This window comes from Flavobacterium notoginsengisoli, from assembly GCF_042686225.1.
GTDB lineage: Bacteria > Bacteroidota > Bacteroidia > Flavobacteriales > Flavobacteriaceae > Flavobacterium > Flavobacterium notoginsengisoli.
The window spans coordinates 1-23,472 of record NZ_JBHUOT010000017.1 but is presented as its reverse complement, the minus strand read 5'-3'; the positions used below and the strand labels follow the sequence as shown (position 1 = coordinate 23,472).

Sequence of the window (23,472 nt, the reverse complement as noted above, 5' to 3'; positions counted from 1 at the left end):
GGAGGGGATTCTAAAATGAGAGGTAAAATGAATTATCTAAACATTATAAATTCATCTTTTTAGCATCTTCAACAAATTGCTTTAATCCGATATCAGTTAAAGGATGTTTTAAAAGACCTTTTATTGCCGAAAGAGGCCCGGTCATAACATCTGATCCTACTTTGGCACAATTTACAATATGCATCGTATGTCGCACTGAAGCTGAAAGGATTTGGGTTTGATAATTGTAATTATCGTAGATTTCTCTAATTTCTTCAATAAGATGCATTCCGTCTGTCGAAACATCATCTAAACGTCCTAAAAATGGAGAAACGTAAGTCGCTCCAGCTTTAGCAGCAAGCAAAGCCTGACCAACAGAAAACACTAGAGTTACATTGGTTTTGATTCCTTTTGAAGAAAAATATTTACAAGCTTTTACTCCATCACCAATCATTGGTAGTTTTACTACGATTTGAGGATGTAAAACTGCCAATTCCTCGCCTTCTCTTACCATTCCTTCAAAGTCGGTTGAGATTACCTCAGCCGAAACATCGCCATCAACGATATTACAAATAGCTAAATAATGTTTCAGGATGTTTGATTTTCCTGTAATGCCTTCTTTTGCCATTAAAGAGGGATTGGTGGTTACGCCATCTAAAACGCCTAAAGCCTGCGCTTCTTCAATATCTTGAAGATTAGCAGTGTCAATAAAAAATTTCATAAGTTTTTTGGTTTAAGTTAAAAGTGGTTTTGCGTAAAAAAAACTTTGTCAAAGTTTTAAACTTTGACAAAGTTCTCAGCATCTTGTAGTGAGTGAAAAATGTGCATTTCGATTGATTCTGCTCTTCAAAAAACCTTTAATAAAAAATACTCACTTATTATTTTATCAAACTGACTTTTTATTCATTTTAATTTTCAAAAAACAGTAACTAAACCTTCAATCTGTTTTTCTCAAATCTTAATTCAAAAGCCATAATCTTAATACACATTTTCGAAGTATTTATCTAAAAGAATAGTTTTAAAAAAAATAACGTTTTATAGCTATCGTATTAAAAATTAAAAGTCTTTTTAGATTTTCTGTCTCACTAAATATTTTGTAGAAACCTAACAGGTTTTCAAAACCTGCTAGGTTTGATATGAAAATCTAAATCAATTAAATATATTGATTGATGATGTTTTCAAACAATTCTTGTTTACCGCTTTGAAGATTTAGTTCTCCATTTTCGTGAGCGATAGTGTAAAGATCTTTAAGGTTTAATTTTCCATCAGCAAAATCTTTTCCTTTTCCAGAATCGAATGAACTGTATCTTTCTGTTCTTAATTTTTCGTAAGGAGAAGAAGTGATGATTTTATCTGCAGTCAATAAAGCTCTTGCAAAAGTATCAGCTCCGCCAATGTGCGCTAAGAAAACATCTTCTAAGTCTGTAGAATTTCTTCTGATTTTAGCATCAAAGTTAACTCCTCCGCCTTGTAATCCGCCAGCTTTTAAGAAAACCAACATCGCTTCAGTAGTTTCTTGAATATTATTTGGGAACTGGTCTGTATCCCATCCGTTTTGGTAATCTCCTCTGTTGGCATCAATGCTTCCTAACATTCCCGCTTTTGCAGCTACTTCTAATTCGTGTTGGAAAGTGTGCTGTGCCAATGTAGCGTGGTTTACCTCAATATTGATTTTGAAATCTTTGTCTAAACCATAATTTTTCAAGAATCCGATTGCTGTAGCTGAGTCAAAATCGTATTGGTGTTTTGATGGTTCCATTGGTTTTGGCTCGATAAAGAAAGTTCCTTTAAAACCTTGTGCTCTTGCGTAGTCTCTAGACATTGCAAGGAATTGCGCCATGTGATCTAATTCTCTTCCCATATCTGTGTTTAGTAAAGACATATAACCTTCTCTACCTCCCCAGAATACATAGTTTTCTCCACCTAAAGCGATTGTAGCGTCCAAAGCCAATTTTACTTGACCTCCAGCTCTTGCTACTACATTAAAATCTGGATTTGTAGCGGCTCCGTTCATGAATCTTGGGTTTGAGAAACAGTTAGAAGTTCCCCAAAGTAATTTAATTCCAGAGTCTGCTTTTTTCTGTTTTAAGTAATCTGTAATAAAAGCCAAACGTTTTTCTGATTCTGCGAAAGTGGCTCCTTCAGCAATCAAATCGTAATCGTGGAAACAGAAATAATCGAATCCCATTTTGCTTATGAATTCAAAAGCAGCGTCTGCCTTATCTTTTGCAGCTTGATATGGATCTGATGAAGCATCCCAAGCAAATTGCTGTGTTCCCGGTCCGAATGGATCGCTACCTTGTCCACAGAAAGTATGCCAGTAAGCAATAGCAAATTTAAAGTGCTCACGCATTGTTTTTCCAGCTACAACCTGGTCTGGATTGTAATATTTAAATGCCAACGGATTGTCTGATTCTTTTCCTTCAAATTTAATTTGGCCAATACCTTTGTAGTATTCTTTATCTCCTAAAACTATCATTTGATTTTTTTATTTATTTGTTAATATTAATTCTAATTCTTGTTTCCATTTTTTATATGCCGTTTCGTATTCCTCTTTATTTTTTAGAGGCAAAAAGGTCATTACGTGATCGTTCGTTGTAATTCCTGAACCAAATTTTTCAAAATCGCCATCTGTCAAGCCAACTGCTCTTGCTGCTCCTACTGCTCCGGTTGTATTGTAAATTTCTATTTCATGTCCAATTAATGTTGCAACTGTATTAGAGAAAATTTCGGAACGGAATAAATTATCATTTCCAGCTCTAATTACATTAATCGTTGCATTATCATCCTTCAAGCATTCCATTCCGTAAACAAAAGAAAATGCAATTGCTTCCAAAGATGCTCTGAATAAATGTGCGTTGGTATGAATATTAAAATTCAGGTTTAAAATATGAGATCCAATATTTTTATTATTGAACATTCTTTCAGCGCCATTTCCAAACGGAATGACAACCAATCCTTGTGAACCTACATTTATCTGAGATGCTTTTTCATTCATTTCTTCGTAGGATTCATTTCCGATATTGTTTCGCATCCATCGGTATTGGATTCCTGCTCCGTTTATATTCAGCAATTTTCCAACTCTCGGATTTGACTCCGCATAATTTACATGAACGAAGTTGTTTACACGAGTACTTTTTCCTGAATTTGTTTCTGTCACAGCATAGAAAACGCCCGATGTACCACCTGTTGCTGCAACTTCTCCCGGACGAAGCACATTTAATGACAGAGCATTATTAGGCTGATCTCCTGCTCTATACACAATCGGAATTCCGGCTGGAAGTCCTGATTCTGCAGCAGCTTTTTCAGTAACAACACCTTGATTCGTAAAATTTTCTACAATTTTTGGAGTTAATGCTGTATCAATTCCATAATATTCTAAAAGCCAGTCGGCTACTTTATTTTCTTTATAATCCCAAAGCATTCCTTCAGACAAACCATTTTTGGTAGTCGTTACTTCGCCTGTCAATTTCAAAGCGATGTAATCTCCCGGAAGCATGTATTTCGCAATTTTATTGTAAACTGCTGGTTCGTTTTCTTTAACCCATTTCAGTTTTGAAGCCGTGAAATTCCCTGGAGAATTCAATAAATGCTCCATACATTTTTGTTCTCCATTTTCGGCGAAAGCGGTATTCCCAATTTCAACCGCACGGCTGTCACACCAAATAATAGAATTTCGTAACGGAGCGTTATCTTTGTCAACAATTACTAATCCATGCATTTGGTACGAAATACCAATTCCCTGAATTTTAGACGCATCAATATTCGCTTCTTTAATGGCTCTTTTCGTTGCTGTACAAATGTACTGCCACCACATTTCAGGATCCTGTTCTGCCCAGTCCGAGTGAATTGAAAGGATTTCCATTTCGTTTTGCGGTTCATTCAAAACGATAACTTTTTTACCCGTTTCTGCTTCTACCAAGGCTGCCTTGACAGAAGAACTTCCAATATCATATCCGATATAATACATACTTACAATGATTCTCTTATTATTAATTTTGTCGGCACATAACACTGAGTATCTTCGTCATGCGTAATAAATGCCGCTGCTTTGGTTCCTATTTCTTTAAAATCAGTTGATACAACCGAAATTCCTTTATATATAAATTTCTTCATCGGGGTTTCGTTGTACGATAAAAATCCAACGTCTTTCCCAGGTTCAAAATCTTTCTCTTTGCATTGTTCCAAAAAGTGCCCTAAAATCCTGTCGCTTACGCTGATATAAGCAATTCCTTTTTCGATATTGAACTTTTTTGGATCGGTAATAACCTCATATTCAAAACCAAAATCAGCACAGAATTTCTTGAAAAACTCCACTGTTTCCCACGGGTGATTCGTAAAATCGGGATATACAAATTGTATCTTTTTATACTTTTTAAACAAATCAACCGCCTCTGTCAAAGACTCATAAAATGCTTTTCCAAAATCCTGAAAAACATAATTGTTCGTTTTTTTTGCCTGAATATTCCAGTCAATCAAAAGCAATTTATCACTCGAAATTGCCGACAATGCCAGAGCAATGTCTTTATGATCAAAATTCATTACCACGTATTTATAATACTTCCCAATTCCGTTATTAATGATCGTTTTAAAAACATCAATATTATAATGGTGAAACTGTACATCAATAATCACATTATCCGGCAGATTATTCACAACCGAATGGTACAAAACCTCTTTATAAGCCTTAAACGTATCTAAAACTAAAAGTACTTTTCTGGTTTCGCCCGCCACATAATAGCCTTTATTCGGTACAGAATCAATCACTTTCTGTTCTTTTAAAATCGAATACGCCTTAAAAACCGTATCTCTCGAAAGCTGATACGTTTTGCAGATCACATTCACAGACGGAAGCAAATCTCCCTTTTGCAAAATATTCTCTGCAATCGAATTTGTGATTCCGTCAACCAACTGCTGGTACTTCGGAATATCACTTTCGTGATTCATTATAAACTCAAATTTTTCTTCTTCTTTTAGCATACCGTTCTGTTCCGTTCTGTTATGCTAAAGTAACTAAAAAACTTTTATAAAAAATTATTTTTTACATGAATTATGTTATTTTTTTTAAGCACTTTTTATTCTAATAACTTGGGCGTGTCCCTCCGGGTCGGGCTATCCGTTGCAAGTCCTCGCCTGTTCGTTCCTCACGGCTGTGGGCTTTCCACTTCTATCCCTCACGCATACGGTTTCAAAAGAACATTTCCGTGATCTTTGTCATTTCTACTTAGCTCTGGAAGAGCGTAATATTTATAGAAAAATATATAGCTCACAGTTTATGAGCTCCAGCGGAGCGACATATTTACCGCAAATAATATATCGCCCCGCTGGGGCTTTTACAATCAGACGTTATAAAAATTCTATAAATATTTCGTCCCTTTGGGACTTCGCAAGTAACCCCGCAATGCATATCGCCAATCTTTGTCGAGCTACTCGTGGAGATTTCTCCTTCGTCGAAATGACAAGATTCTGTGGATTTCTTTGCGTTCTTTGCGTAATCCCTTGCGAACTTTGCGGTTAAATCACTTTGTCGATTCCCGAGTGTGATCCTTCCTTCGTCAGGATGACAAACTAGACGGAAAAAACTATTTCTCAAAATGCTCACTCGAAGTATACATCCCAATATACGTTCCCACAAATCCTCCCGCTTCTTTTGTACTCAAAATAGAACCATCTACATCTTTTATCAATAAAACCCAATCTTGTTTTTCTGTCGATTTATAATAAAAACTATACATTCTTCCATTTCCTTCAATCTTCACAAACAATGACTTATCAGAATCGAAAAGTTCTTTCTTTGCAATAATTTCCGATTTCCCGTTATTAATTTTATCTGCAGTTCTTTCAACAAAAACTTCCAATTTATGATCGGCGTTCAGGCGTTTTCCAATTAAAAAATAATGCTTTTCGTTTTGAAAAGCCGTTAAACCTGCCGCCTGTAAATTATCTTTTGGATTGAATTCAAACTTTGCCGAAGCTTCAAATTTTAAATGCTGTTGTCTTCTTCCAATAAAAGAAAAATTAGTTTCGGTGTGAATTGATTCTGATCTTGGTTTAATTAACAATTTTCCGTTAATCAGCTCATACCATTTTTCTTTTGGCGTTCTAATAAAACTCCATTTAAAATCTAATTTATTCGAATCAAAATCATCTTTTGAAACAAAATTTCCATTTAATGGTTCTGTTTTTTCTTTAGAAAGTGGAAGATTTGGTCGTTTATGAATCATCGGAATTGGTTCATTTCCTCCCACAATTTCTGGCCAGTCGTTTTTCCATTCCACAGGCATCATAAAAGTTTCCCTTCCGGTATTGTATAAATCGCCTTCATAAGGTCGGCATCCTAAAAATACAGACCACCAATCGCCGTTTGACAATTCCACAAAATCGGCATGGCCAGTTGTCGAAACCAAATTTTTACGATTCGGATCTAAATGGGACTGCGTTAAAATCGGATTTTTGGCATAACTTTCATAAGGGCCATAAATGTTTTTACTTCTAAAAACTACTTCGGAATGATTGAAACCTGTTCCGCCTTGAGCACAAAGCAGATAATAAAATCCGTTCTTTTTAATCACATGTGGGCCTTCGATCCAAACGGGCTTTTTAGACATATCGGTTCCGCCATTAATAACCAATTTGGGACTTGTCGTGGTTTTTTGTTTTTCCAAATCATATTCCAGCATATAAATGGCGCGATGGCCATCATGAAGCGAAACATTATTAGGCGGAGGCCCGTTATGTGTGATGTACACTTTTCCGTCTTCGTCAAAAAAGAGATCTGGATCGATTCCGTTAACATCAGGAAGCGCAATAGGATTTGACCAAGGCCCAGCTGGATTTTTAGCCGTAACAATAAAATTACCGACTCCGCTTACATTGGTACAAATCAAATAAAATGTTCCTTTGTTATAGCGAATCGTCGGTGCGTACATACCACCCGACAAACGAGAATTTCCAAAATCGGCTTGTTCAGGACGATCGATGATATTACCGATTTGTTTCCAATGTACCAGATCGGTACTTTCAAAAATGGGCAATCCCGGAAAATAGCAGAAAGAAGAATTGACGAGGTAAAACTTATCTTCAACTCTACAAATCGTAGGATCTGGATAAAAACCAGCCAAAACAGGATTTAAATAATCGCCATCAGATTTTGTTAGATTTTGATAAGCATCGTCATTTCCTCGGTAATCAAACCAGTCAAAAGAAGCATAATCAGAATACACAACCGATTGTGATTTTTGCGAAATTTTTTTACACGAAGAAAACGCACTCATCAAAATGACTGCTGTAACAATTTTTAAACCTGTTTTTCTTCTCTTCATTTCTTAATCTAATAATCTTCTTATTCCGTACGGATCAATAGTGATAATCGAACCGTCTTCTAAATAATCGATTTTGGTTACTTTCATGCTTCGCAAATGCGTTACCCCTTTCGATAAGCTCGAATCGTGATAAAACAAATACCACTCGCCTTCTACTTCACAAATTGAATGATGCGATGTCCAGCCTACAACTGGATTCAAAATCCTGCCCTGATACGTAAACGGCCCATATGGGTTGTCACCAATCGCATAACAAATAAAATGCGTATCGCCTGTTGAATAAGAGAAATAATATTTTTCCTTGTATTTATGAACCCAAGAAGCTTCAAAAAAACGACGGTCGTTATCGCCTGCCAGAATTTCATTTCCGTTTTCATCCAAAATTTTAATCTCTTTTGGTTCTTCGGCAAATTCAAGCATATCGTCTCTTAACAAAGCTACAATTGGCCCTAAAGCTTTTTCTTTGGCTAAAGGTTCTTCGTTGTTATCATCATAGATATTGTTGCGGTATTTCTGAAGCTGACCGCCCCAGATGCCTCCAAAATAAATATAATGTTTACCGTCTTGATCTTCAAAAACAGCGGGATCGATACTGTAACTTCCTTTTATGGCGTCTTTTTCAGGAACAAAAGGGCCAACTGGCGAATCTGAAACAGCAACACCAATTTGGAAAATTCCGTTAGCACGTTTGGCAGGGAAATACAAATAATACTTTCCTTTTTTATTTGCGGCGTCAGGCGCCCACATTTGCTTTTCGGCCCAAGCCACATCATCTACATGCAATGCAACACCATTATCAACTACTTCTGATGAAATATCTTCCATAGAAAAAACATGATAATCTTCCATCCCGAAATGATCGCCGTTGTCGTTAAACGGAATTCCGGCATCAATATCGTGCGAAGGGTAAATGTAAATTTTTCCGTTGAATACATGTGCCGAAGGATCGGCTGTGTACATATGGGATACTAAAGGCTTTGAAATCGCCAGGTCATTAATTTCCTCAAAATTAATGTTTTCAATGCTATCTTCAGGCATAGTAATATTTTGTTTAAATAATTAAGCTCTTCTTTCTTTTAATTCTGTTTCGATCTGCACTTCCATTTCTTTATTGATTTTATAGAAAAAAAGCAATCCGGCTCCAATTAAAAAAGGGATTGCAGGGAAAATACTCACTAGTAATTTGATTCCGTTTATGGCTGTTTGAGACTGTTCTGGCGCATTTGGTACGTAATGAAAATGGCCTAAAAATAAAGTGGTTAAAGCGCCTCCAACGCTCAATCCTGTTTTTAGTCCAACCATCATTGCCGAAAATATAATTGCTGTTGCACGACGGTTATTCAACCATTCGGAATAATCGGCAACATCGGCAATCATCGCCCAAAGGATCGGGATTGTGATTCCGTAGAAAAATCCGTGTAAAATCTGAGAGAAAAACATCAATCCGATTGACGCTGGCGGAAAAAAGTAAAAAGCGATAATGAACAAAGTCGAGATGAATAAAAACACGCCGAATACATTTCGTTTTCCGTATTTATCTGCCAGATTTTTTGACAAAGTAATGCCGACAATCATAAAAATAATACCACCCGCATTGAATAAACCAAAACCTGCTGAAACGGGATCATTCCCAAAATGATTCAATCCGATAGTAGACAAAGTATCTAAAATAGGCTGAATAAAAACCGCTAATTGATCTTTATCAACATAATTTTCAAAATAATACACATACGAACCGCCCTTCATTGCCAAAGTCACAAAAACCAAAGTGGTAAGCGTAAGCATAATTATCCAAGGTCTGTTTTTGATTAAATCGCTTAAATCTTCTTTTACACTTGACTTTTGTTCTGGTTTCGGAATGATTCTTTCTTTCGTAGTTAAGAACGTAATTAAAAGCATGATTGTTCCAATAATCGCCAAAGCAGTCATTACTTTTTCGATTCCGATGGCTTTATCACCGTTTCCAGCACTTTTGATAATGCCAAGCATAAAAACCTGAACAAAAAACTGGGCAAACATCACCGCCACAAAACGATAGGACGACATGCTGTTTCTTTCTTTCATATCGCCTGTAATAACGCCACTTAAAGCAGAATATGGCAGATTGTTTCCTGCGTAAAAAAGCAGCAATAAACTATAGGTGACAACGGCATAAATTACTTTTCCTTTGTATGAAAAATCAGGAGTTGAAAATGCTAATAAAGCCACCACTCCAAGCGGAATTGCGGTTATTAAAATCCAGGGTCTGAATTTTCCCCATTTGGTACTCGTTCTGTCTGCCAAAACCCCAATGATCGGATTAAAAATAAAAGCGGCAATTAATCCAACAATCAGCATGATGATCGAAGAATCGGTTGGCGATAATCCGTAAATATCGGTGTAAAAATACGCCAGATAGGTCATCAAAGTCTGAAAAACAAGATTTGCAGCAAGATCTCCTAAACTGTATCCAATTTTTTCTTTGATGGATAGTTTTTGTGAAATGTTAGTCATTCGTGGGTTTGTGGTCATTTTTTTGATTAGTTAGTTCTATTTCTGCAAGGTTTTTCAAACCTTGTAGGTTTCAATTGTTTTTTACAGCTCCTAAAATCAGACCTACAAGGTTTTGGAAACCTTGCAGGAAAGCGAATTACAATTAAAACAATCGGTTGTGTAAAATTAGACAAAAAAACATATTATGCAAATTTAGTTTACTTTATTTAAGTTATTTTTCATTTCACAACCGATTGTTGATTATTTCTCAAAACATACTCTTTTTCGATGCTTATTCTTTAGTTTCTTTCAGCTTTAAAATACTTTCGTAAGCTTTTTTATGTCTTAAAGTGGCATCAAATGGCAAAGGATAATTCGTTCTTCCTTTTATCGGCCAGTCGTTCAGCCAAGATTGCCCATCATGAACACCCCAAAAAGTCACTCGGCTGATTTTATCTTTATGCTTTAAAAATAGTTTAAAAATCGATTCGTAACGTTCTGCGAGTTTGTTTTGGATAGAATCTGGCAATGCTTTTGGATATGGATTCATTTTCTCGCTTCCTTCAAATTTCTGACTGATTTCTGCTCCTTTTAAATCCCACGGATTTGGTAAAACGGTAATATCCAATTCTGTAAAAGCGACTTTAATTCCTAATGCCGAATACTCTAAAATACTTTTTTCAATTTCTTCTAATGACGGACTATTTAATCTCCAATGCCCTTGAATTCCTACTCCGTCCACTTTTCCGCCTTCTACTTTTATTTTTTTGATTAAGGCAATTGCTCCGGCTCTTTTTGCTGATTCTTCGATATTATAATCGTTGTAATATAACTCGGCTTTTGGATCGGCTTTTTCGGCCAGTTTGAAAGCGTCAATCAGATATTTTTCGCCTAGCGTTTTCAAAAAAACAGATTGTCTTAAAGTTCCATCTTCGTTCAACGCTTCGTTAACAACGTCCCACGAATTGATTCTGCCTTTGTATTTGGAAACGATTGTGGTAATATGATCTTTCATAAAAGCTTTCATTTCTGTACTGTCGGCAATCTTTTCCATCCAAGGTGCTAATTGGCTGTGCCAAATTAAAGTATGACCGTGAATAAACATTTTGTTTTTCTCTCCATACGCTACAAATTTATCCGATAAAGCAAAATCATATTTGTCTTTTTGCGGATGCGTGTACATCGATTTCATGATATTTTCTGCTGTAATCGCATTAAATTCTTTTCGAATCAGAGAATCTTCTTTAGCGTTTTTGACTTCAATTTGATCCGCACTTAAAGCGGTTCCGATGTAGAAATCATTTTTATAAGCATCTTTTAATGAAGCGGTTTCTTTCTGTGACGTACAGCTTACAGCCAACAAAGTTGTGACGACAACTAGATAAGGTTTAATAAATTTCATATCTTTTGGTTTAAATAGTTAATAGTTTTTTATTCGTTTCGTTTTGTCATTCCGAGGAACGAGGAATCACACTCGGAAATCGATAAAGATTGGCGATATTCTGTGTGGAGTTTCTAGTGTGATTCCTCGTTCCTCGGAATGACAAACTTTGCGTATTATTCCTTCATAAAACTCTCCGGAGGCCCCAAATACGACTCCAAAACTTTCCCCTCTTCAGTTTCAATTGCAATTTTCTGAAGCACCAAAGCCGAATCAATCGCATAAATTTTCAAAATATGATTTCCCGAATTTTCGATTTCATGCGTTGAGGTAATAATTTTAATATTATTGGCAACCGATTCAGCCCAGGCTTTTTCTGAAGAATCTGCATTAAGGTTCATGATTTGCGGTTTTTCATCATCAAAACCAATTCCGTATTTTAAGCCGTCACCAATTTTAAAATTGATTGTTGGCGAAAAATAGACATTTACTTTTATCTTTCCTTTACTGAAAAAATGAACATTGTATTCTAATCTTGGAGATCTTTCTGAAATTTCAATTGATTTGATATTCGAAGGTTTTATTGTTATTCCTGAATCTGTTTTACCAAGATTTGGAATTATGGTCCATTTTACGGCATCTGAATTTATTGCTTTAGAATAATTTTTACTTTCTATCGAAATAAATCCATTGTCCTCAACAAAACCTCTAAAATGATCTAAATCCCTATTTTTATTAATCGAAGTTCTAGCCTTTGATGAATCTTCTATAGAAACTCCCGCTTGAACTTTGTTTGAAATTTCAATTGTTTTTGTTTTGGGCATCACATTTTTTTCAGGCTGTTGCCAATTATCATAACCAATATGTGTTTGTGACATCATATGATTCCACTTACCATTTGCTAATTGAGTGTGATAGTAATTTGTGAGCTCAGCATCTTTTTCAAATAACTTTTTTACTTTTTCAGCATATTCATTTGCAATGACATTTCCTTGTTCTGCATACAAATGATTTTTAGCCGTTGCGACATACATTTCATTTAAATTGGCACTTGCCAAAACCGGAAACAAAACGAGCTGATAAAAAGCATCTTTGTATTCTGGTTTCAACTTTTCGTTTATCGAATTGGCTTTTTCAACCAATTTTTGATAATGTGATACAACTCGATCTGCTTCATTAAAATTTACAATGCTATAAGTTTTAGCATCCAATAATTCAGGTTTTCTTCGTGAATTGTATTTCGTATATAATTTTAAAATCTCGGCAATTTCTTCTGTAAATTGATTGTCAAAATTTTCTTTTGCCCAATTAACATAATATTGCTCTAAATTTTCAGCATTAAACTTTTCAGGATTCCACGCCATGTCCAAAAAAAACTCAATCGGAAATTCCATTGGCTTGATGTCTCCTACATTTACAATCCAGATTTTATCGACACCGTATTGATACGCTAAATCCATTTGTTCCCAAACCCTTTCAATTTGGTTCGTGTTGATCCATTTGTAATTTCTCGGGCCACCCACATAATCGTAATGATAATAAATGCCATAACCTCCTTTTCTGGGTTTCGAATCCAGTTCTGGAAGTTTGCGGATATTTCCCCAATTGTCATCGCAAAGCAAAAGCGTAACATCATCAGGAACGGTCATTCCTTTGTCATAATAATCCTGAACTTCTTTGTAAAGTGCCCACATTTGCGGAGTTTCTTGCGCAGGCTTTTTAGTAACTTCTGCAATAATATTTCTTTGGGTTTTTACAATATTTTCTAATAATTCAATTGCAGTTCCTTCCGTCATGGGTTCATCGCCGTCGCCACGCATTCCGATTGTAACGATAGTTTCTTTATTTCCCATTCGCTTAATTCCGTCTTTCCAGAAATTAATCAAAGCTTCAGAATTGGTGTTAAAATCCCATTTCCCGTTTGCTTTTCCCCATTCGGCATGGGCTCTTGTTAACGGTTCGTGATGCGAAGTTCCCATGACAATTCCGTATTTATCGGCCAAAACAGCATTCTGCGGATCTTCGACATAAAACATTCTGCCCCACATCGCCGGCCATAAATAATTGCCTTTCATTCGCAGAATCAATTCAAAAACTTTATCGTAGAATTTCGAATTGAATCCGCCAAATTTCTCAAATGCCCAGCCAGACAAAGCCGGAGCTTCGTCGTTTATAAAAATTCCTCTATATTTTACTTTTGGTTCTCCCTGAGAATGAATTCCGGGTAAAACATGTAATTCTGATTGCTTTTTCACGGGAACATCTGCCCAATAATACCAAGGAGAAACGCCAATTTGATTCGATAAATCGTAGATTCCGTAAATCGTTCCTCGTTTATCTGAACCTGCAATTACCAATGCTTTTTTAATTCCTTTAAACGGATTTTCGACAATTTGTGTGGTAAATTTTTCCCATTTTCCTTGAAGTGCTTTGGCATCAATTTTTCCTTGTTTTGCTAATTGATCGATAAATTTGCTTTTTCCTAATGTCCCAATAATGACAATAAAATCTTCTGCTTCTGAAATCTTTTTTATTCTTTTCGGATGCAAATCTGAAACTTTAAAAAGATCGTTTTCTAAATGCCCTGCTACTTTTAAAACTCCTGCATAATCTTTATCGTCTACAAAAATCGAAGCTATTTTCCCTTTTGAAACCAAAGGGAAGTTTTCATTAGAAGCCCGATTGACTACATATTTTTCTGGATTTATCGCATACGAATTTGTGCTTAATCCGATTAGAAAAAGTAGTAGAATTAGATATGAAGTTTTAATTTTTAAAAACATAGAATCATAGATTTTCTTTGTTTGCATTAGTTTTGTCATTTCGACGCAAGGAGACCTGAGCGATAGTGAACTGGCGAAGCAAATCACACTAGAAATTCCACATAGAATTTCGCCAATCTTTGTCGAATCCCAAATGTGATTTCTCGTTCCTCGAAATGACAAACAGTACGTTTTTCTTTCCTCATTGCAGACCTGACAGGTTTTTAAAACCTGTCAGGTCTAATGCGAAAGAATATTACAAATTCAATTTATACCCAATTCCCATTTCCAAACCTCTTAATTCAGCCAAACCTTTCAGTCTTCCTGTCAAAGAATAACCTGGATAAGTTTCTGTTTCCTCATCCACTCTATGCAGGAAACCGTGATCGGGACGCATCGGCAGACTTACTTTGGTTTTATTCATTAATAACAATAATTTCTCAATGATAACTTCCATTTTAACATCGCCATTTAAATGTTCTGATTCCCTAAAAGTGGTTTCGCTTTCGCGGATGGTATTTCGAAGATGCAAAAAATGAATTCGGTCTCCGTAATCGTCTATTATTTTTTCGAGATTGTTATTGGGATCAGCGCTTAAAGAACCTGTGCAATAACACAATCCGTTTGCTTTTGATGGAACAGCTTTGAAAATAGCTTTTAAATCGGCTTCAGTTGAAACAATTCTTGGAAGTCCTAAAACCGAAAACGGCGGATCATCCGGATGAATTGCTAATTTTTGCCCGTTTTTCTCCGCAATTGGCGCTACTTCTGATAGAAAATAAATCAGGTTTTCTCTTAGTTTTTGATTGTCAATTTCAGCATAGTTTTCTAAAAGAGACAAAATCTGCTCTGCCGTAAAATGAACTGTACTTCCTGGAAGTCCTAGCAAAACGTTTTTAAACAACAATGCTTTTTCTTCTTCAGATAATTGATTTCCAAATTGCAAAGCTCTTTCTTTTTCGACATCTGAATACTCATTTTCTGAATTTGGTCTTTTTAAAAGATAAACATCAAAATAAGTAAAAGCATCCTGATTGTATAAAAGAGCTTTACTCCCGTCTTCGTTTATAAAATTATGATTAGTTCTTACCCAATCCAGAATCGGCATGAAATTATAGGTTATAATTTTGATGCTACACTCCGCCAGATTTTGCAGACTAATTTTATAATTTTCTATGTATTGCAAATAATTTCCTGAAGCTCTTTTGATTTCTTCATGAACAGGAAGACTTTCAACCACAGTCCACTCTAAACCATAATTGCGAATGATTTCCTGTCTTTCTTTTATCGCTTCAATAGTCCAGATATCTCCAACCGGAATTTGATGCAACGCAGTTACAATTCCAGTTGCGCCAGCTTGTCGAATGTCAATTAGCTTGACATTGTCGGTTGGTCCGAACCATCTCATGGTTTGTTGCATTTTTATCATACTTCTTTTTTTATGCCACGAAGGCGCTAAGTCACAAAGTTTTTTTTCTATCATTAAGATATTAAGTTCATAAAGCTAATTCTTTAATTATCCTTTTTTCTTTAGGTTTAAGTCCATAAAGTCACGCCTTAATTTCCTTTTTATTATAAAGATTGAGTTCAAAGTTTTCCTTAATTTTCTTAATACCTTTATAGTAGAAAAACTTTAAAGAAAAACTTTGCGTCTTAGCGACTTTGTGGCATCTTCACAATTAAAACCCAATACTGTTTCCACCATCAACTGGCAACACTGTACCAGTAGTATATTTTGACTCGCTTAACGCGAAATAATAAACGGCGTCTGCAATATCTGATGGTTCGCCCAAATAGCCCATTGGCGTTCTTCCTAACACTTTGTTTTTTCTTTCAGGATCGTTATCCAAAGCTGTCGATGACATTTTGGTTTTAATAAATCCTGGTGCAATACAGTTCGCACGAATACCAAACTGAGCCAATTCAACCGCCATAGCACGAGTCATGGCTTCGATTGCGCCTTTGCTGGACGAATACGCAATTACTTTTGGAATTCCGTATTGGGATGCCATTGAACTTATATTGATAATGCTTCCGCCTCCGTTTTCTTTCATATTCTTTACGACTTCTCGGCTTACAGCAAAAACACTCAAAAGATTGGTGTGAATGATTGATAAAAATTCTTCATCGGTCACATCTGCAAATTCCTTTTTCATATTGATTCCGGCGTTGTTTACCAAAATATCAATTGAGCCATTTTTTGTAATGCTTTCAATCATCGCAGGAATTCCTTTTAGATCATTTAAATCGAAGATTACCGGAATGGCATTTTCTCCAATTTCTTTGCAGGCATCTTCTGTTTTTTCTTTTGATCTACCAATGATGTAAGTTGTGATTCCGTTGTCACATAATTTCTTTGCTGTTGCAAATCCTAAACCCGAATTTCCTCCGGTTACAATTGCCGTTTTCTTGCTCATAATTTTTTATAAAATATATTTATAGTACACTGATTAGACGGATTCGCTATCGCGAAAACGCTGATTTACACAGATTTTTCATTCTAATTTTTATTGAAAAAATACTTTTTTTTCTGTGTCTTCGCGATAGCGAATCCGTTTTATCCGTGTTACAATTATTTATCCATTTCCCGGTGCAAATGGGAATTTTAATGATTTAAAATACTCTAAAGTTTGTGTTGGTTTTTCAACTCCATTTGGAAGTTCTTTACCCGAAAACTGTTGAAAATACAGCAAACAGGCATCACGCCACCATTTTGCTTCTTTGTACTGAATTTCCAATAGCATTTTTACTTCGTTGAAACGTTCATTATCAACATATTTTTCTGCTTGATCCCAGACGTTCTGCATTTCTTTTACTTGATCTACACCTTCCTGATATTTAAGCGAAAGTCCATTCCAAAGAGTTTGTCCGTTTTTTAGTTTATAATCCCATGAAACATGATGAAACCATAAAAGATCTTTTTCAGGACAAGTTTCTAAATTATCAAAAATATTGGCAACTTCTGGTGCATATTGCGAAACAGCATTCGTACCCGATTTTGATCTATCAAAACCAATTCCGTTTTTATCTGCTTTATGATAATAAGTCGGATTCCATTCCGGTCTTGACAAATTCGAAACCCAAGGCCCTGGCCCGTAATGATGTCCTGTGTCCATAATATGATGAAGCCCAAGTGGAGTCATATAATTAACAACGGCTTCACGCGATTCGATCATCATATTTTTTACAGGCTTAATGAAATTCTCATCATTTGAAAAAGTACTTCTCAACCATTCATCGGCAATCGTTTCAGAGTCTAAATATGGATTCCAAGCCAATCGTCCGAAACCATACCAATTCGCCTGTGCAAAAGGATGTCCTGTCCAGTTTAAATCATTACCGATATTCGCAACTCCGGCAATTCCGGTTAGTTTATTTTGATACAAAGTGCCATCAACCACTTTAGCAACGGTTGAGCCTTTTCCTTTTTGATATGTATCTGATTCCAAAACTTCCTGAAATAATTTAGGAAGAAAAACCAAATGTGTACTGAAACCTAAATATTCCTGCGTGATTTGAAACTCCATCATTAAAGGCGTTTTCGGCATTGCTCCAAACAAAGGATGAAATAGCTCTCTCGGCTGAAAATCAATTGCACCGTTTTTGACCTGAACGATTACATTTTCTTTGAATTTTCCATCATAGGGCTGAAATTCAGCGTAAGCTTGTTTCGCACGATCATTTGCATCATGTTCTGAATATACAAAAGCTCTCCACATAATTACGCCTCCAAACGGAGCAACGGCATCTGCCAACATATTCGCACCATCGACATGATCTCTTCCATAATTTTGAGGCCCTGGCTGACCTTCTGAATTGGCTTTCACCAAGAATCCTCCAAAATCTGGGATTCGTTTATAAATTTCAGCTGATTTATTTTTCCACCAATTAATCACTTCTGGATCTTTCGGATCGGCAGTTTTTAAGTTTCCTATTTCGATTGGTGCCGAAAATCTTGCTGTTAAATATACTTTTATTCCGTAAGATCTGAAAACATTCGCTAGAGCTTCTACTTTTTCTAAATATTGTGGTGTCAAAATCAAAGCATTTGCATTTACGTTGGTCAAAACTGTTCCGTTAATTCCGATTGAAGCATTCGCTCTGGCATAATCAATGTAACGCTGATCAATAAAATCAGGCAATTTCTGCCAGTTCCAAAGTGAAAATCCCGCGTAACCACGTTCTACAGTTCTATCGAGATTATCCCAATGGTTTAGGATTCTGATATTAGTTTTCGGAGAATCAGAAATACTTAAATTTTTAACCGATTTATTAGTCTGCAGTATTCTCAGAAAACTAAAAACTCCGTATAAAACAGCCACATCATTTTTTCCTGTAATAACAATTTGTTTTTTGTTTTTAATGGATTTAATGATAAACCCTTCGTTATTTATTTTGTCAAAGTCAGATTTCAATTCGTTTTTGATTTCAGCATTCAAATTCGATTGTGAACCAATTATTAAATTGTTCTCTCCTTTTATATCAGATTTGATTTCTGGAATATTTCTTAACATATCCGAAAATCCTGTTTTAAGTTCTTTCTCAGCGATTTTAAGAGTTTCAGAATTTCCTAAAACAACAATTCCTTTAAGATTGTTTTTGTATTCTGAAGCAATTGCTGAATTACTGACAACATTATACTGAAGCCACAATTTATAATCCCTTTGTGCCGAAGCCGAAAAAGAAATCAGAAGAAACAGGAAAACAAATCTTAATGAAGTCATGGTTATAATTTATTCTTTACAATCTCATTTTTACAGCATCACTATTTTATTTCCTTTTAAAAGTATTTGACAAAATTTTAATTTAAAAAATACATTATCCTAAATAAAACAACAATTGCAATCGGTTGCGTAAAAATATAGGATTGTTGTTTAAGAAAAAAATTTTAGCTCTCTTTTTTTCGAAAAAATAATTTCTATAACAAATAAAAGCAGGATAATTATAAAAACTATCCTGCTATAACGGGGTTGGATTTAGAGTTTAAATCCTTAATTATTATCGCTTGTAATACGCTACAATACTGGCTTTCGCTAAAGTCTGATTCCAAAGATTAAATCCCACTACAGCCGGATTTGTATTATCGTCTGTTCCCAGTTTATCGATTTTTAAAGCATAAACGGTAATAATGTATTGATGAAATCCGTGACCAACTGGCGGACATGGACCTCCAAATCCTTTGATTCCGTAATCGGTTACACTTTGGATAGCGCCTTTTGGAACAAGATTTTTAGTTCCGGCATTAGTTACTAATTCGCTTACATTTGCCGGAATATCAACAACAACCCAGTGCCAGAATCCGCTTCCGGTTGGGGCATTTGGATCGTACATGGTTACAGCAAAACTTTTGGTTCCTTCGGGAGCATTTTTCCAGGATAGCTGTGGAGACTGATTTTCTCCAGAACAGCCAAATCCGTTAAATTCCTGAACTTTAGTAGTTTCTCCTCCTAAATCTTTACTGCTCAAGGTAAATGTTTTTTGTGCAAAAATCGATGTTGAAAAAATGGCTGACATCGCCAAAATTAAACCTAGCTTTTTCATTTTATCTGTTTTAAAATTTTAAGCAAAGTTAGATTTGGAACGGCTGAATAATTTTAGCTAAAAAGTCAAAAACTGTTGCTAAAAGCTCAAATCGTTTTATGGTATTTGGGCGTAACGCCGTATTTGGTTTTATACGCCTGACTAAAACTGGAAAGGTTTTCATAACCTGCCTCAAAGTAAACTTCGGAAGGGCTTTTTTCCTGACTCAGCAAGTAATGTGCATGTTCGAGTCTTTTGTTCTGAAACCACTTTATTGGTGATTCTGAATAGTATTTTTCGAATTCTCTTTTGAAAGTCGAAACACTCATATTACACAAGAAAGCCAATTCTTTTAAAGTCAGTTTACTTAAATGACTATTTTCGATAGTTCGAATAAATTTTTGAGAAATATCATTGCTGTTTGTCGTTAGCGAATACAGAAAATCGGTTCCACACTGAGCCGTTAAATAAAGCATTATCTCTTCAAACTTTACTTCTAACAGTTTTATCTGAACAGCTTTTGAAAGTTTAGAAATATCGGTTAAACTGTCTACAAAACGTTTCAGGAAATCATCATAATCAAAAGCATAAACTGATTTTGGTTCGATTGATTCCGATTTCTCCAATTCCATTTTTCTGATGAAATTATGAACCATTTCATTAGAAAAGAACAAAAGAATGCTTTTGTAACCGGAAGTTTCAGAAACTCTTTTTTCTGTCATTAAACAATTCCCAGAACGCATTATAAGAAACTTAGAAGGCGTTATAGACAATTCTTTAGTATCAAAAATAACTTCTTTCGTTCCCTCAATCAAAAAACTAATTATATTGTGATTTAAAATAATTTGCTGTTTCGAAACGTCTTTAGAACTGCTGTAATCGACAACATGTACGTGTTGTGATTTTTCTAAATTCATTTCGTCGGGAAGTGTAATTGTTTTCATAAAAGTTCATGACTTATCAAACAAATGATAAATCTTACTATTTAGAATGTTCTTGATTTTATTTCTGAGTAGATTCTCTAGCGAGTACTTCTGTATTTAAAAAGGTAATTTCTTTAGCATCATCATTTTTAGTCGATTTCAAATTCTTGATGATAATTTCAGCAGCTGCTTTTCCCATTTTTTCGGCTGGATGTGTAATAGTCGATAAATTAGGATCGATAATCTGCGAAATCGGATCGTTGTTAAAACCAATTACTTTGAATTCTTCTGGTACTTTGATGCCACGTTTTTTTGCGGTTTGCACAGCACTTACAGCCAAAATATCTCCCGGAGCAAACAATCCATCAGGAATTGGTTTTAAATCAAATAGAGCGTTACTAGCTTTTACGCCATCTTCGTAAGTAACAGAATTTAAATTGATAATCAATTCTTCTTCTACTTCAATATTATGATCTTTCAAGGCTTCAATATAACCTCTTTTTCTTTCATTGTACAAATTACCTAATTCTGAACCGGCTGTTAAATGTGCAATACGAATACAGCCCTGCTCAATAAGATGTTTGGTCGCTTTGTAACCTGCTGTATAATTATCAATAACAACTCTAAAAGTATTATAATCTTTCGGAACCCTGTCAACAAAAACTAACGGAATATTATTGTTCGAAAACTGATGAAAATGAGCGGTATCTCTGGTTTCCATTGCCAAAGAGCAAATTACGCCACTAACACGATTGCTGTATAAAGATTTCGCCATATTTACTTCCTCATCATACGAGTCATGCGACTGCATAATGATTACGGTATAATCCGATTTTTGAGCAGTAATTTCAATTCCACTTATTAATGAAGATAAAAAGGGCTGTGTAACGGTTGGGATTAAAACACCAATAGTTCGGGTTTTGTTTCCGCGTAAACCAGCTGCCAAAGTATTAGGAACAAACCCCATTTCTTCAGCGGTTTTTTTCACTTTCTTAATTGTCTTATCACTGATGGTATGATGGTCTTTTAAAGCTCGTGAAATGGTTGATGTTGCCAAATTTAAGCGCTCAGCAATATCATAAATCGTTACGTGTTTATTTTCTTCCATGAAATAAAAAATAGAAATGTAAATATAAACTATTTTCTCTCAAGATGTTCTTCGATAAAAATTGGAGTTAAAATAAAATTCCGTTTTATCACCTGGCATTTAAATAATAGGCTATAAATCGGAATTTATCTGTGTTATACATTATTATTTTTTGACATCGTTTTTTTTGTCTTTTAAAATTTTACCATCTTTCGTAAATTCTAAATCAATTTTATTGGTCAAATCGACATCAAGATCTTTGTGTCCATAGTCGATGTGTGTTATTTTTTCGTTTGGGTGATTTTTGGCTACATAAGTTTTTATATTATCTGGAATATAAGCAGTTGGAATTGGATTGTCTCCGCCATCCACTTCTCGATATGAGCCGTCTTTCCAGAACTCTACTTCTGTCCCGTCTTTGAGTTTGACTTCATATCCCTTTTCTCCATGTTCGGGATCCTTTTGAGCTTTTTCTACCGAAGTATGGCTAAAATGCTTCTTTAAAAATTCTTGTGCCGGTTTTGGCAATTCGGTTACTTCAATTTTCTTTTGCGCACTGGCCGAGATTGCTACAATTAACAATGCTATGGCTAAAAATATCCTCATTATCATAATTCATTTCTTTAAAGTCTATTATTACTAATTTACCACTTCAAGAAATGCATTCAAATGATTTTAAGAAAGTTTTAGTTTTTTAATCTATAATAACAAACTAATTATCAATACTTAAAACATTATACTAGTTCCCGATTAACAACTACTTTAATTCGTAATTTAGTAGAAACCATTAAATAATAAAAACATGCGATACATTTCTCTTTTCTTAATCCTTCTAGTAACCGTATCATGCAAGAACGAAAAATCAGGTCAAACATTATTTGATTATTTCACTTATAATCAAGATAAAGTTGAAACGGCCGGAGTACGAATGATCCCAATAAAAACACCAATTGGCGAATTTAAAGTTTGGACAAAACGATTTGGAAACAATCCAAAAATAAAAATTCTATTATTACACGGAGGACCAGCAATGACTCATGAATATATGGAATGCTTTAAAACGTTTTTTCAGCGAGAAGGTTTTGAATTCTATGAATATGATCAATTAGGCTCGTATTACAGCGATCAGCCCAAAGACAGCAGTTTATGGACAACAGACAGATTTGTTGACGAAGTCGAACAAGTACGCAAAGCGATAAATGCTGATAAAGAAAATTTTTATGTTTTAGGAAATTCTTGGGGAGGAATATTAGCCATGGAATATGCTTTAAAATATCAACAAAACCTAAAAGGGTTACTAGTTTCAAACATGATGGCAAGTGCTCCAGAATATGGCAAATACGCCGATGAGGTTTTAGCTAAACAAATGAAACCAGAAATTCTCAAGGAAATACGAGATTTAGAATCTAAAAAAGATTTTGACAATCCAAGATATATGGAACTTTTAATTCCAAATTTCTATAAAAAATACTTATGCAGATTAGAGGAATGGCCAGATGGTTTAAATCGCGCCAGTAAACATGTAAATGGAGAAATATACACTCTAATGCAAGGTCCGAGTGAATTTGGTATCAGTGGTCGTTTAGCCAAATGGGATATCAAAAACAGGCTTCATGAAATTAATGTTCCAACCTTAATGATCGGAGCAAAATATGACACGATGGATCCAAAAGCAATGGAAGAGCAAAGTAAATTAGTCAAAAAAGGTCGTTATTTATATTGCCCAAACGGAAGCCACTTAGCGATGTGGGACGATCAAAAAGTCTTTATGAGTGGTGTAATTGAATTTATTAATGATGTTGACAGCAAAAAAATCTAAAGACACACAAAACGCAAATCATTAGATTACAAAGCAATAAACTTCAAAATAACAATAATTTGGGCGTTTCCCTCCGGGTCGGGCTGTGTGCTGTATCTTTTGTTTTTTAAAGAAAAAAACAAAAGGATGCCGCTTCCATCGCTAACGCATTGGGATTAAAAGCAGTTTTTCGGGCTTAAAGAAAATAATAGAAACAATTCTAAAACA

General features: G+C 35.1%; 17 protein-coding genes. 1 reads left to right on the top strand and 16 read right to left on the bottom strand.

Annotated elements, in window-relative coordinates:
- Window positions 1-43 precede the first annotated feature (43 nt).
- From fsa to ACFS3A_RS25505, 16 genes are all read right to left on the bottom strand, one after another.
- Entirely contained in the window at window positions 44-700 is a 657-nt protein-coding gene (gene fsa, locus ACFS3A_RS25580; RefSeq protein ID WP_379828399.1) for a fructose-6-phosphate aldolase, read from the bottom strand.
- Between the two features lie 432 nt (window positions 701-1,132).
- Window positions 1,133-2,458 (bottom strand): xylose isomerase, encoded by a 1,326-nt coding sequence (gene xylA / locus ACFS3A_RS25575; protein ID WP_129024207.1) that lies wholly within the window; start codon window positions 2,456-2,458, stop codon window positions 1,133-1,135.
- 9 nt (window positions 2,459-2,467) lie between these two features.
- Window positions 2,468-3,949, bottom strand: a complete 1,482-nt coding sequence (locus ACFS3A_RS25570; protein ID WP_379828397.1) for a xylulokinase — start codon at window positions 3,947-3,949, stop codon at window positions 2,468-2,470.
- A 2-nt stretch (window positions 3,950-3,951) separates the two neighbouring features.
- Window positions 3,952-4,959 carry a GntR family transcriptional regulator gene (locus ACFS3A_RS25565; RefSeq protein WP_379828395.1) on the bottom strand — a complete coding sequence of 336 codons (1,008 nt, stop codon included), beginning with the start codon at window positions 4,957-4,959 and terminating at the stop codon, window positions 3,952-3,954.
- A 602-nt stretch (window positions 4,960-5,561) separates the two neighbouring features.
- Window positions 5,562-7,301: a glycoside hydrolase family 43 protein gene (locus ACFS3A_RS25560; RefSeq protein WP_379828393.1), complete on the bottom strand. Its 1,740-nt coding sequence runs from the start codon at window positions 7,299-7,301 to the stop codon at window positions 5,562-5,564.
- A 3-nt stretch (window positions 7,302-7,304) separates the two neighbouring features.
- The gene (locus tag ACFS3A_RS25555; RefSeq protein WP_379828392.1) at window positions 7,305-8,339 is read right to left on the bottom strand and encodes a glycoside hydrolase family 43 protein; all 1,035 of its coding nucleotides are present in this window, start codon (window positions 8,337-8,339) and stop codon (window positions 7,305-7,307) included.
- Window positions 8,340-8,360: 21 nt separating this feature from the next.
- Window positions 8,361-9,794, bottom strand: a complete 1,434-nt coding sequence (locus ACFS3A_RS25550; protein WP_379828451.1) for an MFS transporter — start codon at window positions 9,792-9,794, stop codon at window positions 8,361-8,363.
- Window positions 9,795-10,065: 271 nt separating this feature from the next.
- Entirely contained in the window at window positions 10,066-11,175 is a 1,110-nt protein-coding gene (locus ACFS3A_RS25545; RefSeq protein ID WP_379828390.1) for an endo-1,4-beta-xylanase, read from the bottom strand.
- A 155-nt stretch (window positions 11,176-11,330) separates the two neighbouring features.
- Complete coding sequence (locus ACFS3A_RS25540; protein WP_379828388.1) at window positions 11,331-13,964, bottom strand: glycosyl hydrolase 115 family protein; 2,634 nt, start codon at window positions 13,962-13,964, stop codon at window positions 11,331-11,333.
- Between the two features lie 208 nt (window positions 13,965-14,172).
- Window positions 14,173-15,336 carry a mannonate dehydratase gene (gene uxuA / locus ACFS3A_RS25535; protein WP_379828449.1) on the bottom strand — a complete coding sequence of 388 codons (1,164 nt, stop codon included), beginning with the start codon at window positions 15,334-15,336 and terminating at the stop codon, window positions 14,173-14,175.
- A gap of 259 nt (window positions 15,337-15,595) precedes the next feature.
- Window positions 15,596-16,333, bottom strand: coding sequence for an SDR family NAD(P)-dependent oxidoreductase (locus ACFS3A_RS25530; protein WP_379828387.1), 738 nt, complete (start codon window positions 16,331-16,333; stop codon window positions 15,596-15,598).
- Between the two features lie 159 nt (window positions 16,334-16,492).
- Entirely contained in the window at window positions 16,493-18,640 is a 2,148-nt protein-coding gene (locus ACFS3A_RS25525; RefSeq protein WP_379828385.1) for an alpha-glucuronidase family glycosyl hydrolase, read from the bottom strand.
- A 274-nt stretch (window positions 18,641-18,914) separates the two neighbouring features.
- The gene (locus tag ACFS3A_RS25520; RefSeq protein ID WP_379828383.1) at window positions 18,915-19,457 is read right to left on the bottom strand and encodes a YbhB/YbcL family Raf kinase inhibitor-like protein; all 543 of its coding nucleotides are present in this window, start codon (window positions 19,455-19,457) and stop codon (window positions 18,915-18,917) included.
- Window positions 19,458-19,543: 86 nt separating this feature from the next.
- Window positions 19,544-20,380: a helix-turn-helix domain-containing protein gene (locus tag ACFS3A_RS25515; RefSeq protein ID WP_379828382.1), complete on the bottom strand. Its 837-nt coding sequence runs from the start codon at window positions 20,378-20,380 to the stop codon at window positions 19,544-19,546.
- Between the two features lie 58 nt (window positions 20,381-20,438).
- Complete coding sequence (locus tag ACFS3A_RS25510; protein WP_379828381.1) at window positions 20,439-21,467, bottom strand: LacI family DNA-binding transcriptional regulator; 1,029 nt, start codon at window positions 21,465-21,467, stop codon at window positions 20,439-20,441.
- Between the two features lie 144 nt (window positions 21,468-21,611).
- Complete coding sequence (locus ACFS3A_RS25505) at window positions 21,612-22,058, bottom strand: PepSY-like domain-containing protein (RefSeq protein WP_379828380.1); 447 nt, start codon at window positions 22,056-22,058, stop codon at window positions 21,612-21,614.
- Window positions 22,059-22,248: 190 nt separating this feature from the next.
- Between ACFS3A_RS25505 and ACFS3A_RS25500 the strand changes: the two genes are divergently transcribed.
- Window positions 22,249-23,265: a proline-specific peptidase family protein gene (locus tag ACFS3A_RS25500; protein ID WP_379828379.1), complete on the top strand. Its 1,017-nt coding sequence runs from the start codon at window positions 22,249-22,251 to the stop codon at window positions 23,263-23,265.
- Window positions 23,266-23,472: the final 207 nt, after the last annotated feature.

Excerpts from the sequence above, each read along its gene's own strand:
- fsa (WP_379828399.1), bottom strand. The coding sequence starts at position 700 with ATGAAATTTTTTATTGACACTGCTAATCTTCAAGATATTGAAGAAGCG.
- xylA (WP_129024207.1), bottom strand. The coding sequence starts at position 2,458 with ATGATAGTTTTAGGAGATAAAGAATACTACAAAGGTATTGGCCAAATT.
- ACFS3A_RS25570 (WP_379828397.1), bottom strand. The coding sequence starts at position 3,949 with ATGTATTATATCGGATATGATATTGGAAGTTCTTCTGTCAAGGCAGCC.
- ACFS3A_RS25565 (WP_379828395.1), bottom strand. The coding sequence starts at position 4,959 with ATGCTAAAAGAAGAAGAAAAATTTGAGTTTATAATGAATCACGAAAGT.
- ACFS3A_RS25560 (WP_379828393.1), bottom strand. The coding sequence starts at position 7,301 with ATGAAGAGAAGAAAAACAGGTTTAAAAATTGTTACAGCAGTCATTTTG.
- ACFS3A_RS25555 (WP_379828392.1), bottom strand. The coding sequence starts at position 8,339 with ATGCCTGAAGATAGCATTGAAAACATTAATTTTGAGGAAATTAATGAC.
- ACFS3A_RS25550 (WP_379828451.1), bottom strand. The coding sequence starts at position 9,794 with ATGACTAACATTTCACAAAAACTATCCATCAAAGAAAAAATTGGATAC.
- ACFS3A_RS25545 (WP_379828390.1), bottom strand. The coding sequence starts at position 11,175 with ATGAAATTTATTAAACCTTATCTAGTTGTCGTCACAACTTTGTTGGCT.
- ACFS3A_RS25540 (WP_379828388.1), bottom strand. The coding sequence starts at position 13,964 with ATGCAAACAAAGAAAATCTATGATTCTATGTTTTTAAAAATTAAAACT.
- uxuA (WP_379828449.1), bottom strand. The coding sequence starts at position 15,336 with ATGCAACAAACCATGAGATGGTTCGGACCAACCGACAATGTCAAGCTA.
- ACFS3A_RS25530 (WP_379828387.1), bottom strand. The coding sequence starts at position 16,333 with ATGAGCAAGAAAACGGCAATTGTAACCGGAGGAAATTCGGGTTTAGGA.
- ACFS3A_RS25525 (WP_379828385.1), bottom strand. The coding sequence starts at position 18,640 with ATGACTTCATTAAGATTTGTTTTCCTGTTTCTTCTGATTTCTTTTTCG.
- ACFS3A_RS25520 (WP_379828383.1), bottom strand. The coding sequence starts at position 19,457 with ATGAAAAAGCTAGGTTTAATTTTGGCGATGTCAGCCATTTTTTCAACA.
- ACFS3A_RS25515 (WP_379828382.1), bottom strand. The coding sequence starts at position 20,380 with ATGAAAACAATTACACTTCCCGACGAAATGAATTTAGAAAAATCACAA.
- ACFS3A_RS25510 (WP_379828381.1), bottom strand. The coding sequence starts at position 21,467 with ATGGAAGAAAATAAACACGTAACGATTTATGATATTGCTGAGCGCTTA.
- ACFS3A_RS25505 (WP_379828380.1), bottom strand. The coding sequence starts at position 22,058 with ATGATAATGAGGATATTTTTAGCCATAGCATTGTTAATTGTAGCAATC.
- ACFS3A_RS25500 (WP_379828379.1), top strand. The coding sequence starts at position 22,249 with ATGCGATACATTTCTCTTTTCTTAATCCTTCTAGTAACCGTATCATGC.